The sequence below is a fragment of the Lancefieldella parvula DNF00906 genome (assembly GCF_000758945.1).
Taxonomy (GTDB): Bacteria; Actinomycetota; Coriobacteriia; order Coriobacteriales; family Atopobiaceae; genus Lancefieldella; species Lancefieldella parvula_C.
This window is the reverse complement of the sequence record NZ_JRND01000003.1, coordinates 116991-130400: the sequence shown is the minus strand read 5'-3', so window position 1 is coordinate 130400 and position 13410 is coordinate 116991. Positions and strand designations below refer to the sequence as shown.

Genomic DNA, 13410 nt, shown 5'->3' with positions numbered 1-13410 from the left:
AGAACCTCAGCCAGAACCTCAGCCAGAACCTCAGCCAGAACCTCAGCCAGAACCTCAGCCTGAGCCAACTCCTGAGCCTCAACCACAGACTCCGGAAAAGCCTAAGACTCCAAAGAAAAAGAAGGCTGTTCTTCCAGACACTTCTGACATTTCTGGTATCTCTTCTTTAATTGTTGGAATTACAGGTACATTAAGCTCTCTTGCTGGTGTCTCAATGTATCTGAGCAAGAAACGTTTCTAAGACTACAGGATTTATTGAATCTGTTTCAAAATTTGTTTATGTCTATCATGTGAACAACCTGTGCATTTAGTAATTTGTAAATGTACGAGGAGTTCACTTGATTTTTATAAGGTGAGTACAGATTTCCTCAGTTTTGCCAGTTAAAAATTTGAAATAATTGTGTTTAGTCTTGGATATTATCTTTAATTTAATGTCTAATTCCCTTACTATAGATAGAAGTATTTACTAGTACGGTTCGGTTTTAAGGAATTGAATTGAAACGATATAAAAACATTGTTCTTGCTATTCTTGTTGCGTTGACGCTTGTTGTGTCAGTTATTACTCCAAGAATTGCTCTTGCAGCAGATACTAATCAGATTAATGTTCTTGTAGTTGACAAGTACTCCAATGAGCCACTTGAGGGTGTGCACATTAGAATTATTAGCGGCGGATCTACTGTAGTTGACGAGGGTGATACGGGAACTGATGGTTACTTCAGATCTCCAATCATTCCTGATGGCGCTTATCGTGTTGAGCAGACTACCTTTAAGGACGGTTATGTCCCTCATGTAGATTCTGTTTCTCACATCTTTGATGGTGCTGCAATTGGCTTTAGTGAGACTGTCAGGGACATTATGGAGAACCAGCCACTCTTAGGTCATATTGTTGTTAGGGTTGTTGATACAGACGGCAATCCTATTGCTGGTGCAACTCTTAAGGCTACTGCCGCAAACGTTGCTGGACCTCGTATCCCAACACCTCCATTTACTCAGACCGGTATTCTCACCATGGAGGCTGACGGAAGCTACTCTCTTACAACTGGAGCAGATGGTACTGTTGTAATCCCTAACCTTATTGGCAACACTTCTACTACCATCACTCAGCTCACCACCATTGATGGTTATCAGATTGATACCACCGTCCGCGTTGGTCAGATCACTGGTACAAATACTACTGCCACAGTAACTTTTGTTGATCCTCGTATTCCTGCTCCAACACCTGCACCAGATCCAACACCTGCTCCAGAGCCAGAGCCAACTCCAGCACCAGAGCCACAGCCTCAGCCTCAGCCAGAGACCCCAAAGGCTAAGAAGGTTAAGAAGTCCGTTCTTCCAGATACTGGTGATAACGCTCTTACACTTCCTTTGATTATTGGTGTTGCTGGCGCAACTATCGTTGTTGCTGCCGCAGCTCTTTTCCTTCATAAGAAGCGTCAATAAATCTTCACAAGCCTGGTTTCATTTACATAATTTTGCACGTATATCAAGTGAATGACTTATACTTATCCAGTTCAGATATGTATGAGGAGTTCACTTGATTGCTCTTGCGGATAAGATTTCAAAGTCATTTGGTGGCAGAGTTCTTTATTCAAATGCAACACTTCAGCTCAATGCGGGAGAGCGTTGGGCTTTAGTTGGTCCTAATGGTGCGGGTAAGACTACGCTTCTAAAAATCATTATGGGCTTAGAGTCTGCCGATGAAGGAACTATTACCTTTGCAAAAGATGCTACCCTGGGATATCTTGAGCAAGAAACAGAGCTCATGGGAGATAGAACTGCTCTTAATGAAGTCATTGAGTCTGCCCATGAGATTAAACAGTGGGAGAGAAAGGTCAACGACCTTTCAATCAAAATTGCCGAAACTCCCGAAGGCGCAACGCTTAATAAGTATCTTGAAGACTATGCTCATGCTATGGAGCGCTTCGAGCGTCTTGGTGGCTATGAACTAGAGAGTAGAGCTCGCCAGATTCTTGCGGGATTGGGTTTTCCCGTTGAAGATTTTGACAAGCCAGCTAAAGAGTTTTCGGGCGGCTGGCAGATGCGTATCTCTTTGTCAAAGCTGCTTCTGCGTCGTCCTGATGTTCTTCTTCTGGACGAGCCTACTAACCACTTGGACTTGGAATCTGTCCAGTGGCTTGAGAGGTTCTTATCGTCATATGACGGTACGGTTTTGCTGGTAAGTCACGATCGCTCGTTCATGGATGCCTGTGTAACGCACGTGGCGGCGCTTGAGAATCGTATGCTCGTAACCTATACTGGCAATTATTCCGGCTATCTTCATCAGAGAGAAGAAAATCTTGAGCAGCTCCGTGCTAAACGTGCAGCTCAAGAGCGCGACATTGCTCACATGGAGACCTTCATTGAGCGATTTAGGTATAAGCCTACCAAGGCAAAACAGGTTCAAGAGCGCGTGGCAAAGGTCGAGAAGATCCGTGAAGAACTGGTAGTTCTTCCAGAGCAATCTCATCACATGCATTTTAGGTTTCCAGAACCTCCTCGTACCGGAGATACAGTCATTTCTCTTGAGGGCGTGGCCAAATCGTATGAGGATAACTTTGTCTATGATAACGTTGACCTTAAGCTGTATCGCGGAGATCACGTAGCGCTTGTTGGCCCTAACGGCGCTGGTAAATCCACTCTTATGAAGCTTATTGCTGGTAAGCTTAAGCCAGATGCAGGACAGATTAGCCTGGGGCAAAACGTCACTGAAGCTTACTATGCACAGCATCAGCTTGAAGAGTTGAACCCTGCAAATACGGTACTTGCAGAGCTTGATACCGTTGCTGCTGGCTGGACTACTTCTGAAGAACGTAGATTGCTTGGAGCCTTCCTTTTCCATGGCGATGACGTTGAGAAACGCGTAAATGTGCTATCTGGTGGCGAGCGCGCTCGTCTCGCACTTGCTAAGATGCTGGTTTCTCCAGATCCACTGTTGCTTCTAGACGAGCCTACTAACCACTTGGATATTGACTCTGTTGACGTTCTAGAGAAGGCCCTTGTTGACTTCCCAGGAACTATCATCTTGATTAGTCACGATGAACACCTGGTCAGAGCTGTAGCTAACAAGGTTGTGGACGTTCGCGACCACAAGGTTACAATCTATGACGGTAACTACGATTACTTTCTCTTTAAGCTTGCAGAGCTCCAAGCAGCAGCTCAGGGGGAGACGCCGAGTAAGACGGTGTCCTCGTATGGAACATCGGGTGCAAGAGCGGTTAAGAGTGCTGGCCCAGAGGTAAGTCAAGCTGCAGGAGCTTCTCGCAATGTGAAGACTAAGGAGCAGAGAAGAGCTGAGGCAGAGGAGCGCAATCGTAGAAGTCGTGCGCTGAGGGAGACCAAGAAACGTCTGGACGAGGTTGAGGCAGCGCTGACTCCTGCGCATAAACGATACGATGAGCTCATGACGCTTATGGCTGACGAGGCTCTCTATAATGATCCGCAAAAGTTTGATGAGTGCATGGCGGAATACCAGGCACTTTCTAAGAAGATTCCTGCGCTTGAGGCTGAATGGTTGGAGCTTTCAGAAAAAATGGAAGCAGACATTGACGAGTAGGTAGTTTTGCCAATCTTGGGTAAAATTGTTTTATACCAACCGTCATGTAACTAACGTCATGTTCTTGAGAGTCTTTGTTTGTACGTGCCTGTCTGTAGTGTCTTTGCAGATGTTGAGATAAGGATTATTGTGCCAACTGCTTTAACATCAGTTCCATCGCTTTTGACAACGCTCGCTGAATTTGCGCTGGTAATTTTTGCCATTGTGGTTCACGAGGTTGCGCATGGCTTTGTGGCATACAAGTGCGGAGATCCTACCGCTAAAATGTCTGGCCGTTTGACGCTCAATCCACTGGCACACATTGACTTGTTCGGTACGGTTCTTTTACCGTTTATGTTGGTATTGATGGGTGGTCCTAGCTTTGGTTACGCAAAGCCCGTTCCCTATAACCCCAACTACCTCAAAGATCGTCGTCGTGACGAGATTCTTGTAGCACTCGCAGGTCCAGCTTCTAACATCTTGCAGGCGTTTCTCGGCGCACTCTTATTGCGTTTGCTCAACGCGCTAGCTGTTGCATTTGGTGCGGCATATAATCCGCTGGTAATGTACTACGTTTCTTCGCTGGTAATCTTCTACATTCAGATCAACGTAAGTCTGGCTGTCTTTAACATGCTGCCAATTCCGCCTTTGGACGGATCTAAGCTACTACTCTATTTTCTTGGCGAGAAAAACCGTCAAAAGGTCTATGCCATCGAGCCCTATTGCATGATTGCTGTAGTGGGACTCATGTTCTTTGCGCCCGGCTTTTTCTCGTCCATTATTGGGGGCATTTCTAACGTCATTTTGAGCCTGCTTGCGAGAATTATCTAATGTCGTACAAAGTAAACACTGCAACATATTCTGGCCCGTTTGACCTGCTGCTTCAGCTAGTAAGTAGGCAAAAAGTTGCTATTGGCTCTATTTCTATCTCTGAGGTTGCTGATCAGTACCTGGCAGAAGTGGACGCCATGGAAGAGCTTGACCTAGACGTTGCCAGTGACTTTGTCCTTGTTGCGTCAACACTTTTGGACATGAAAGCTCACGCCTTGGTGCCTCAAGACGTTTCGCTCAAAAGCTCATACGATGAAGATGAGTATGATGACGAGCTTGACGGGCTTTCTCCTGATGAGGCGCGAGAAGTTCTTATTGCTCGCCTTATTGCCTATAAGCAGTTCAGAAATGCGGGTGCTGCGCTAGGTAGTCGTATGGAAGCAGAATCGTACATGTTCCCACGCTCAGTGGGCCCAGATCCTGATTTCTTGAACCTTATGCCAGACTATCTTGAGGGCATTACCCTCAGAAGCCTTGCTGTCATTTGTGCGGACATTGACTCAAAACGTGAGACATTCTTGCTTGAAGCAGAACATGTGGCGCCAAAAAGGCTCCCAGTAGCTCTGACGGTAGCTTCTGTGGACCGACTCACGCGCTCTAAGGGCAAGGTGACGTTTTCTGAGCTTTTAGACGGTCAAGATACGCCTGAGATTGTGGTTGCAAACTTTTTGGCAGTACTTGAGCTCTTTAAGCGCGGTCTTGTTCGTGTTCAGCAGGATGTTATCTTTGGCGAGATTGAGATTGAGCACATAGAAGGCGCTGATTCATACCAGCTTGATGAGTCAGTTCTTTTGGAACTAGAAGAACTATCTGGTGATGAGCCAGACCTTGAAGGATTTAACTTGTCTCAAAACGCACTCGATGATGTCCAACAGACGCTTTTATCGTTAACTCAAACGCCCGATGAAGCACAGAAAGAGGCGGAATAACTTATGGCAGAAGAGCTTACCTATTTAGATTCCGAGTCGCTCAAAGGCGCACTAGAATCACTGCTTTTGGTTGCAACAGATGCAATCACCACGGCCGACTTTTCCAAGGTCACCAATGCAGCTCCTGCCGAGGTTGCACAAGCGCTCAAAGAGCTTGCAGAGGAGTATACGCGCTGTAACAGGGGATTTCAGCTCAGGGAGGTAGCCGGCGGTTGGCGTCTCTTTACGCACCCAGCTCACCATCAGCTGGTCAGCGATTTTGTGCTCTCCTGGGATACGCGTCGCCTTTCTCAGGCAGCGCTTGAGACGCTGGCGGTTATTGCTTATCACCAGCCCGTTACTCGTGAAGGCGTCCGTGCTATTCGTGGTGTTAACTCTGATGGTGTCATCTCTTCACTTCGCGAGAAAAACCTTGTACGTGAAGTGGGCAAAGAGGCAGATAGGGGACAAGCCATTCTCTATGGCACAACAGCCCTTTTCTTAGAGCGCTTTGGTCTCAAGTCTTTGCGAGAGTTGCCGCCGCTGGAAGATTTTGCTCCTGACGAGGAGTCCAAGCAGTTTATTCGCGAGAGGCTCTCTGGCAGAAGCTTCACTTCAACGCTTGAAGAAGCCGCAGAAGACATTGACGATGAGCGTTCTCTTTTGGGAGACAGCTACGATACGCAAGAGGATGCATAAGCCGTGGCAGAAGAGCGTATTGTCCCCATGCGCCTGCAGCGCTTTTTGGCGCGTGCGGGAGTGGCTAGCCGTCGTGGCTCTGAGCGCCTGATGACCTCTGGTCGCGTCACGGTAAACGGCCAGGTAGTCACCGAGCTTGGCAGTAAGGTTGATCCGCTGGTAGATGTTGTTGCAGTTGACGGTATTGTCTGCTCAATTGCCGAGAAACCCGTCTACTTGATGCTCAACAAACCTGCAGGGTACTTAACTACTATGAAAGACCCTCAGGGTAGACCAACCATTGTGGACATGGTTCCCACTGACTCATACCCGGGACTTTTCCCTGTTGGACGTCTTGATATGGATACCACGGGTCTTTTGTTCTTCACTACCGATGGTCAGATGGCACAAGAGCTTTTGCATCCCTCAAAGCATGTATGGAAGCACTATGTTGCTCATGTAGTAGGTACACCTACAGAAGAGCAGCTAAATCTCCTGCGCGAAGGTATTGAGCTTGAAGACGGTCCTGCAGCCCCTGCTGAGGTTGAGATTGTTTCCAACAATGCCAAGATGAAGGCACTTCTCGCCCCACAGGGTTTAGGAAAAACCGGTGGAGGAGAGCCAAACTCCCTGGTCAGTGTAACTATTAGAGAAGGCAGAAAGCACCAGGTCAAAAAGATGCTTCTGGCTGTTCACCATAGAGTTCTTGCACTCCACAGAGACACGTTTGGGCCGCTCCATCTTACAGGCGTTAAAGAGGGACAGTGGAGACTTCTTACAGAAGAGGAAGTTACCGCTCTGGAGCGCACTATTGGTAGAGAGCCTGGTGCTTCTCCCATCATGCCTTTACATGCCAGCAAGTAATTACTAGTCGTACGATTTCTAAGCGCACGTCAAACAGCTCAAACACGCCCAGAGAGGAGACATAATGCAGCCATTTGAAGTTCCAGCTCAGGTTCATCGCATTTTGTTTATGCGCCACCCAGAGAGTGTGGCTAATACACAGCGCTTTTTCAGCGGCAGAAGAGACGTTGAGCTTACCGAGCATGGCGTTGAACAGCGCGAACACGCTGTTCGTGCACTTGTTGCATTTCATCCAGATAGAATTTGGACCTCTCCATTGTCTCGCTGCAAAGACATGGCCCAGATGGCTGCCACCGAGCTTGGTATTCCTTGTGAGGTAAAAGATGACCTTGCAGAGATGGATTTTGGCATTCTAGAAAGCAAGCGTTTTGCTGATGCAGAAGAGATTTTAAAGCCCTATGGCCTTACGTTTCCTTGGGCCTCAGATGAAAACGGTCACTCTATACCTGCTCCAGAAGCTGAGTCATATGAGCAGGTAAGAAGCAGGTGTCGCAACATTCTTAACGAGTTTTCCAACCTCTCTGGACGCACGGTTTGTATTTCTCACGGCGGCTACCTGCGCTCTATGATGGCGGAAATTTTTGGCATCCCAGGTAGTTCAAGCTGGAATGTACATCTTGCAAATGTCTCTTCAATCTTCTTTACTAGTACAGGCGGTTCTGATTTCAAGCTTGGTGGATTTAACCTTGATCCAGAAGAGGTTATTCGTCGTTCCACTGAGACAAGTTTTTACGATTTTCGTGACATTTGGGGTGTCACCGAGGGGGATAAGTAATGATTGTTGCTATTGACGGCCCAGCAGGCTCCGGAAAGTCTACGGTTGCTCGTGCACTTTCTGATCGCCTGGATCTGATCTTTCTTGATACGGGTGCAATGTATCGCTCGGTAACTGTAGAATGCCTGCGTCAGGGCATTGATATGACTGATACCGAGAAAATCATTCAGGTTGCACGCAGCATTAGCATCTCGTTTGGAAACTCCGCAAACGGCCAGACCGTCTTCGCAAACGGCTCAAACGTTACGGCAGAGATTCGTACCCCAGAGGTAGACAGAAACGTCAGTGCTGTTGCGGCTATTCCTGAGGTTCGCGAAGCTATGGTCACGCTTCAGCGTCGCGCTGGCGAGAATGGCGATGTAGTCGCAGAAGGCCGTGACATTGGCACCGTGGTATTCCCCGAGGCAGATGTAAAGGTTTTCTTGACCGCAGATCCTGCAGCACGCGCACATCGTCGCGCTGTTCAGCGCCAGGGTGGAGACGCAGCTACTGGCAATGATGCCAAGGTAGATGCAAAGAGTGAGGAGAAGATCCTCGAAGACATCAAGGCTCGTGATAAGGCTGACTCTGAGCGTAAGGCAGCACCTCTTCGCGCTGCAGAAGACGCTCATCACATTGACTCTTCTGCGCTTTCTGTTGAAGAGGTTATTGCAGCCATTATTGCCTTGCATCCAGGTCTTGGAAATAGAGATGCTCGTAACCACAGGTCTTCTCACCAGGGAAATGAATCAGAGGGTAACTCTTCTGATGGCGGGAAGTCTCACACAGAAAAGCCTAAGCGCTCCGAGAAAAAATCATCTATAGCGGCAGCATCTAAGCGTTTGCGCCCTTTTGGTGGAAACTCGTTTGACGATTATTACGATACCGCGCTTGCTGATTTTCCAGCTCCTGCCAAGTTCTTTAAGTGGCTGGCAGTCAGCGTGCTTGGACTGATTACAAAAATTTGGTTCAGGTGGCGTTGGGACAATGACCAGCTCTTTGTTGGTGATAAGACCCCTCGTGTTCTTATCATGAACCACCCAACCTTCTTGGACCCTATTGTTACTGTTGTCCACCTGTTTGTTCATGGCATTCCCGTTAGAACCATCTACAAGAGCGAGTTCAACAAATTCAAACCACTTCAGTGGGCGCTTTCTAGACTAGGTGGCATTCCAGTAGACCGCGGAACTGCCGATATGAAGGCAATTCGTCGTGCCACTACAGCGCTTTCTAGAGGAGAAATGCTTCTCATTTACCCTGAGGGTACAAGAGTCAGAAGCAATACAGAGCGTGGAGAAACTCACGGTGGTTTTGCGCTTATCGCCCAGCTTGCTAAGGTAGATGTGCAGCCTCTGGCAATCATTGGCGCACTTGATATTAAGAAAAAAGGTTCACCTCTGGTTAAGCCTGTTAAGGTTTATCTTCGCGCAGGTCAGAAGGTCTCTTTTAGTGATCTGACTTCTACAAAGCGTAAAGATCAGGCAAAAGAGATGGAAGAGATGGCCATGGAGCGGGTATACGAACTGAGAGATGCAATGCTCAAAGAGCATCCCGGAAGGAATTAGTTCGTGCCTACTATTAGAATTGCTGACGAAGCAGGCGCTTGTTACGGCGTAGAAAGAGCTCTTCAGATGGTCCAGCAGGCCGTCAAAGATGCTCATGCTCCCGTACGCACGCTTGGTCCGCTTATCCATAACCCTCGCGTTGTCACGTCCCTTAAAGACCAGGGCGTAGAGGTTGTTGATTCCGCTTCTGAAGCTGCAGGAAGTGCACTATTGTTGCGCACTCATGGCGTAACCCCTCAAGAGGAGCAGATTGCCAAGGACGGCTGTGTTGACGTGTTAGATGCAACCTGCCCGTTTGTGAAGAAGGCTCACGGAGCCGCAGAACTTCTCGCCAAGCAGGGCTATGCCGTGTACGTGGTGGGAGAGTCCGGACATCCTGAGGTAGAGGCTACACTGGCGCACGTGCCAGGATCTTTGGCCATAGACTCCGTGGAACAGGTTGCCGCTCAGGCGGACGTTATGAGAGCTGCAAAGAAGGTTGGTCTGGTGGTTCAGACCACCATGAGCGCCGCAAAGCTTTCTGAGGTGGTTAACGCGGTACTTCCGCTTGTTGATGAGCTTCGTGTCATGAATACCATCTGTGAGGCCACCGCAGGCCACCAGGACTCGTGCATGAGGCTTGCAAAAGAGTCCGACGTCATGATTATTATTGGCGGCAGAATTTCTGCAAATACCACTCGCTTAGCAGAGATTTCCAAGCTGTATTGCCCCGCAACCTATCACATTGAAGGCGCTGATGAGCTGCAAGCTTCTTGGTTTGAGGGAGCAGAGCATATTGGTATTACCGCCGGCGCTTCTACGCCGGAAGCTCATATCAATGCAGTTAAATCAGCTATTGAACAAATCGTAGGCGCCTAATATGGAACAGCGCGCAGACTACGGAAATACAAAATCTGGTGGACTTGGCGCACTGATTGAGTCCGTTGAAGAGGGTAGTCCTGCGTGGAAGGCTGGCCTTGAGCCCGGCATGATTATCGAGAAGGTCAATGGCGTGGTGCCAAAAGACCTGATTGATTGGCGTTGGGAGGCCGACGGCTCCCTCTGTGAGCTTGAAGTTTCTGTTCCTGGTGATGAGTCGCTTTATGAGTGCGTGCTTGAACGTGAGTCCGGAGAAGACTGGGGCGTTGACTTTGTTGATGTGCTCTTTGATGGCATCAAGACCTGCGTAAACGCGTGCCAGTTCTGCTTTATGGCTATGCTGCCAGAAGACATGCGCCCTTCTCTTTCAATCAGAGATGACGATTATCGTCTGAGCTTCTTGCAGGGCAATTTTGTTACGCTCACTAACCTCACCGATGAGGACGTTGAGCGCATTATTTCTCACAAGCTTGAGCCTATGAACGTCTCGCTGCATGCAATCTCACCTGATGTTCGCCGTAATCTGATTGGTGCTCGTGCTGCTAGGGGCATTGAAGTTCTTGAGAAACTCATGGACGCTGGTATTGAGATCCACGGCCAGATTGTTTTGTGCCCTAATATCAATGACGGTGAAGAGCTTGATAAAACGCTTGACTGGGTAGAGGCTCACCAGCAGATTACCTCTTTGGCCATTGTTCCCCTTGGCTATACCAAAGACTCCAAACGCTTTACGCATTCGTATTCTGATGATGTGGAGCTGTCCCGCTCTGTAGTCAAAATTGTTGAGCCCTACCAGGAGCGTGCACGCGCCTCTCTGGGCATTACGCGTTTCCAGCTCTCTGACGAGTTCTACGTAGACGCTCAGCTACCTATTCCGCCAGCGTACACCTACGACGGCTATCCGCAGTTCTACGATGGCATTGGTATGCTCAGAAGCTTTCTGGATGAAGCTGAAGAGGTATGTCATGCTATGCGTACCGCTCTTGATGAGGCAGATACCTATCTTTCTGCGCGCTCTCGCAAGATTTTGCTGATTGTAGGCGAGGCTGCTCAGCAAACCATTCAGACCTTCTGTGAAGACTGGTCGGCTGATGGCAACGTTTCTACTTTTGCCGTGCGCAACGATTTCTTTGGTGGAGACGTTAATGTCACAGGACTTATCTGCGCCGTTGATCTTCTCGCCCAGGTACCTGAAGACCTCACAGATGTTCTGGTAGTGCTTCCTGAGGTCATGTTTAACTTTGATAAAGTCACGCTTGACGGCATGTCACTGGCAGATTTAACTGCGCAGCTAGAGGCTCGCGGCGCCAAAGTCATCATGTCAATTCCTGGTCCCACAAACATTGCCAAGTCGTGCATTAAAGCGCTCAAAGAGTGGGATTAGCCACGTATTGCTGGTATTATTAAACCAACTGAATGAAAGGTGAGACATGGCTAAGCCCATTGTTGCTATTGTTGGACGCCCTAATGTTGGTAAGTCCACGCTGGTAAATAGAATTGCCGAGAAACGCGATGCAATTGTGCACGAGTCTAGGGGAGTAACCCGAGACCGCTCGTATCACGACGCTGACTGGAATGGTCGTGAGTTTAAGCTCATTGACACCGGCGGCATTGAGTCTATCAAGTCACAGGATCGTTTTGCTCCACACATTCGTGAGCAGGCACTTCTTGCGTGTGAAGAGGCCGACGTTATTGTCTTTGTGGTAGATGGCTCTACCGGCGTTACCGATGAAGACGAAGAGGTTGCACGCATTGTCCGCAAGAGCGACAAGCCCGTGTTCTTGGTTGTCAACAAGAAAGATAACCCTGCTACAGAGCAGGATGGTCTATGGGACTTCTACGCACTTGGTTGCGGCGAGCCTCTACCTCTGTCTGCTTCACATGGTCACGGTACTGGTGATTTGTTGGACGACATTGTCAATGCTTTCCCTGAGGCTGATGAAGAGCCAGAGGATGACGGCATTCTTAACCTTGCCATCATCGGCCGACCAAATGTAGGCAAATCTTCGCTGGCAAACCGACTGGCTAACAAGAAACGCTCTATTGTTTCTGATGTTGCTGGTACTACGCGTGACGCTATTGACACTATGATTGAATGGAAGGGAACTCCCATTCGTCTTGTTGATACCGCTGGTATTCGCAAAAAGAGCCAGGTACACGAGGACGTTGAGTACTACAGTCTGGTCAGAGGCCTGCAGGCAATGGACCGCGCAGACGTTTGTCTTCTTGTTGTTGACGCCTCTGTTGGCGTAACCGAGCAGGACCAGAAACTTGCAAACATGGCCGTAGAGCGTGGATGTGCGCTGGTGCTCCTGCTTAACAAGTGGGATCTTATTGATTCTGAAGCAAAGCGCGATGAGGTAGCAGTCTCTGTAGCAAAGCGCCTGGCCTTTGCACCTTGGATTGCTTCCATCAACGTTTCTGCACTTACTGGCCGCGCTATTGATAAGGTGCTTGCCGCTGCTCTTTCGGCTGCAGAATCTCGTGCTCTTCAGCTTAAGACTTCCGAGCTCAACGAGCTTCTCGCCCAGATTAGAGAAGGCGGACACACGGTTTCTGACCGAGGCCGTCGCCTTAAGATTCAGTACGCCACACAGACGGGCTCTAAGCCTCCTGTTATCTCGTTCTGGTGCAACGCTCCAGACCTTGTTGATGACAACTACGAGCGCTTTATTGAGAACAGGCTTCGCGAGAAGTTCTCTCTGGTTGGCACACCTATTCGATTGAAGTTCCGTAAGAAGGTTGAGTCTAACTAATGCCTGGAATTGTTGTTGCTCTGATTTTTGGACTAATTGCATTTGGCCTTGGTGGCATTCCATTTGGTCTGATTATTGCAAGCCTTATGGCTCATGAAGATATTCGCAAACTTGGATCAGGAAATATTGGTACTACCAATGTTGCTAGAAACGCTGGTAAGGCCGCAGGTATTCTTACGCTTCTTTGCGATGCAGGTAAGGGCATTGTCAGCGTCATGCTGGTTCGTTGGTTCTTGGGAGCCCAAGGATTTACTCCTCTGGTCTCGGGAAACGATCACGCAGAGGCTGAGCTCATCATTTCTTTTGTGTATGCCTGCTGCGTTCTTGGTCATATTTTCTCGCCTTGGCTTCATTTCCATGGCGGTAAGGGAATTGCTGTTGGATTTGGCGGCGGACTTGCAGTAAATCCACTTGCTGCTCTTGTAGCTCTTGCGGTGTTTATTACGCTTGCCGTGCCAACTAAGTACGTATCACTTGGCTCCATTGGCGCAGCTGTTGCCATTCCACTATTCTGCCTGCTATTTGGTATGGATCCCGTGGCAATCATTCCTGTTTTTGTTGTAGCAGCGGCAGTTATTTGGGCTCATCGCGAGAATATCAATCGTCTTAATGCTGGTAGTGAGTCTAAATTCTCTTTCGGCGAAAAGAAAAAGGACAACTAATC

At 48.6% G+C, this 13410-nt stretch carries 13 protein-coding genes; all 13 read left to right on the top strand.

Annotated features, from left to right (window positions below; translation table 11 throughout):
• The coding region (locus HMPREF1647_RS00645; protein ID WP_035431155.1) for an LPXTG cell wall anchor domain-containing protein at window positions 1-241 on the top strand (241 nt) is incomplete at its 5' end.
• Between the two features lie 254 nt (window positions 242-495).
• Complete coding sequence (locus HMPREF1647_RS00640; RefSeq protein ID WP_035431153.1) at window positions 496-1440, top strand: SpaA isopeptide-forming pilin-related protein; 945 nt, start codon at window positions 496-498, stop codon at window positions 1438-1440.
• Window positions 1441-1534: 94 nt separating this feature from the next.
• Window positions 1535-3553: an ABC-F family ATP-binding cassette domain-containing protein gene (locus HMPREF1647_RS00635; RefSeq protein ID WP_035431150.1), complete on the top strand. Its 2019-nt coding sequence runs from the start codon at window positions 1535-1537 to the stop codon at window positions 3551-3553.
• A 129-nt stretch (window positions 3554-3682) separates the two neighbouring features.
• Window positions 3683-4363, top strand: coding sequence for a site-2 protease family protein (locus HMPREF1647_RS00630; RefSeq protein ID WP_035431148.1), 681 nt, complete (start codon window positions 3683-3685; stop codon window positions 4361-4363).
• Window positions 4363-5292: a segregation and condensation protein A gene (locus HMPREF1647_RS00625; protein ID WP_035431146.1), complete on the top strand. Its 930-nt coding sequence runs from the start codon at window positions 4363-4365 to the stop codon at window positions 5290-5292. Before HMPREF1647_RS00630 ends, HMPREF1647_RS00625 begins: the two co-directional genes overlap by 1 nt.
• A 3-nt stretch (window positions 5293-5295) precedes the next feature.
• On the top strand, window positions 5296-5970 hold the full coding sequence (gene scpB / locus HMPREF1647_RS00620; protein WP_035427519.1) for an SMC-Scp complex subunit ScpB: 675 nt from the start codon (window positions 5296-5298) through the stop codon (window positions 5968-5970).
• 3 nt (window positions 5971-5973) lie between these two features.
• Window positions 5974-6813: a pseudouridine synthase gene (locus HMPREF1647_RS00615; protein WP_035431143.1), complete on the top strand. Its 840-nt coding sequence runs from the start codon at window positions 5974-5976 to the stop codon at window positions 6811-6813.
• A 64-nt stretch (window positions 6814-6877) separates the two neighbouring features.
• A complete protein-coding gene (locus HMPREF1647_RS00610; RefSeq protein ID WP_035431140.1) occupies window positions 6878-7588 on the top strand; it encodes a histidine phosphatase family protein in 711 nt (236 codons plus the stop codon).
• Window positions 7588-9132 (top strand): (d)CMP kinase, encoded by a 1545-nt coding sequence (gene cmk / locus HMPREF1647_RS00605; RefSeq protein ID WP_035431137.1) that lies wholly within the window; start codon window positions 7588-7590, stop codon window positions 9130-9132. Before HMPREF1647_RS00610 ends, cmk begins: the two co-directional genes overlap by 1 nt.
• Before the next feature lie 3 nt (window positions 9133-9135).
• The gene (gene ispH, locus HMPREF1647_RS00600; protein ID WP_035431135.1) at window positions 9136-9990 is read left to right on the top strand and encodes a 4-hydroxy-3-methylbut-2-enyl diphosphate reductase; all 855 of its coding nucleotides are present in this window, start codon (window positions 9136-9138) and stop codon (window positions 9988-9990) included.
• A gap of 1 nt (window position 9991) precedes the next feature.
• Window positions 9992-11374, top strand: coding sequence for a DUF512 domain-containing protein (locus tag HMPREF1647_RS00595; protein ID WP_035431132.1), 1383 nt, complete (start codon window positions 9992-9994; stop codon window positions 11372-11374).
• A 46-nt stretch (window positions 11375-11420) separates the two neighbouring features.
• Complete coding sequence (gene der / locus HMPREF1647_RS00590; RefSeq protein WP_035431129.1) at window positions 11421-12746, top strand: ribosome biogenesis GTPase Der; 1326 nt, start codon at window positions 11421-11423, stop codon at window positions 12744-12746.
• Window positions 12746-13408, top strand: coding sequence for a glycerol-3-phosphate 1-O-acyltransferase PlsY (gene plsY / locus HMPREF1647_RS00585; RefSeq protein WP_035431127.1), 663 nt, complete (start codon window positions 12746-12748; stop codon window positions 13406-13408). Before der ends, plsY begins: the two co-directional genes overlap by 1 nt.
• Window positions 13409-13410: the final 2 nt, after the last annotated feature.